Genomic DNA, 1248 nt, shown 5'->3' with positions numbered 1-1248 from the left:
CAGACCGATACCGCTCCAGACCACTCAAATCACGCTGACCTGCGAAGACATCCGATCACGCCCGGTCGTGTGCCCGCCAACTGTCGAAACCGGGCGCGCTGGTCACGGAGATTGGCCGCTACGGTGCCGGCAGCCAGCGTTGAACTGCCCAGCCGAGAAGGGGAGGCACGCCCCGGACCGCGCGCTCAGCCCTTGCGGCCGCTGGCCGCCCGGTAGGCCGCCACGGCGGCCGGCAGGACGGCCTCCACGCCGACCACGGGCGCCTGCTCGATCAACTTGTCCACCGTCAGCAGCACATCGCCCTCCCGGACGAACGCCCTCTCGATGACCCACGGCTTCGCGTCGTCCGCGGAGGTGACGGTGATCCGCAGCACCAGGCCGTCGTCCGCCAGCACGCCCGGGTCCTTCGTCGACACGGTGTTCTGCGTCGCGGGGCCGCCGAGGGGGAGCACGTCGGAGTAGGAGGCACAGCGCTGCGCCGCGCCGCGGATGGCCGTCATGACGGCGGCCGCCTGACCGGGCCCGTACCGGTCGAGCGTCTCCTCGCCGTACCAGCCGTCGGCGAGGTCGTGGGGGTCGGTGGGCGGCCGCTCCAGGCTGACCCAAGCCTCCTCCATGAGCTGGGTGTGGGTGGCCAGGAAGCTGTCCGTCACCAGGTCCGAGCACGGCATCGACGTGATCGGGGCACGAGGAGCGGGGGAGCGGGGAACATCGGGCAGCAGCTTGAAGCCGGCCGGAAGCTGAGCGGACGTCAGCAGACCGGCAGCCAGTCGCGGCGGCACGGGCCCCGCAGAGGCCGGGGCCCCACCCGCCGACCGCACATCGGACAGCCCGCCGGAACACCCCGCCAGCCCCAGCCCCACTGCAACCCCCGCAACCAGCGCGACAGCACGCACACGCACCGGACAACCCCCTCCGCAGCCCCAAGATCGCGCGCATCCTCTCACGCGCCAGCGCGGCGACCACCGGCGACCCGGCCGAGCTCGCGGTGCTCACCGCGATCAAGCAGACCGCCAAGGGCACCACCGGCAAGATGCGCGAACGCCCCCGCGGACACGGCTACAAACCCGGCGAGCGCTGGCCCGCGCTGGACCGCCCGACCTGGGACCCGCTGATGCGCGCCCTCGTCATCGACACCGCCACCGTCAACCTCCACCGCAAGATCCGCAAGATGGCCGCCGACACCGGCCTGCACGCCATCGCCGTCCTCTCCGACTGCGCCGTCTTCGCCGCCCCCGGACCCGGCGC

At 72.8% G+C, this 1248-nt stretch carries 1 protein-coding gene and 1 pseudogene; one reads left to right on the top strand and one right to left on the bottom strand.

The annotated features are described in order from the left end of the window. Positions 1-185: 185 nt before the first annotated feature. A complete protein-coding gene (locus ABZW30_RS47060; RefSeq protein WP_355677504.1) occupies positions 186-671 on the bottom strand; it encodes a hypothetical protein in 486 nt (161 codons plus the stop codon). 317 nt (positions 672-988) lie between these two features. On the opposite strand from ABZW30_RS47060, the pseudogene ABZW30_RS47055 reads away from it, so the two are divergent. Continuing rightward, a pseudogene (locus ABZW30_RS47055) lies at positions 989-1248 on the top strand (transcriptional regulator); the annotation flags it as partial.

Origin of the sequence: Kitasatospora sp. NPDC004669, assembly GCF_040609455.1 — a bacterium.
Lineage (GTDB): Bacteria > Actinomycetota > Actinomycetes > Streptomycetales > Streptomycetaceae > Kitasatospora.
The sequence above is the reverse complement of the archived record's forward strand: the minus strand, read 5'-3'. Positions and strand labels throughout refer to the sequence as shown.

Coding starts and splice junctions, on each gene's coding strand:
- ABZW30_RS47060 (WP_355677504.1), bottom strand. CDS start 671: ATGCCGTGCTCGGACCTGGTGACGGACAGCTTCCTGGCCACCCACACC.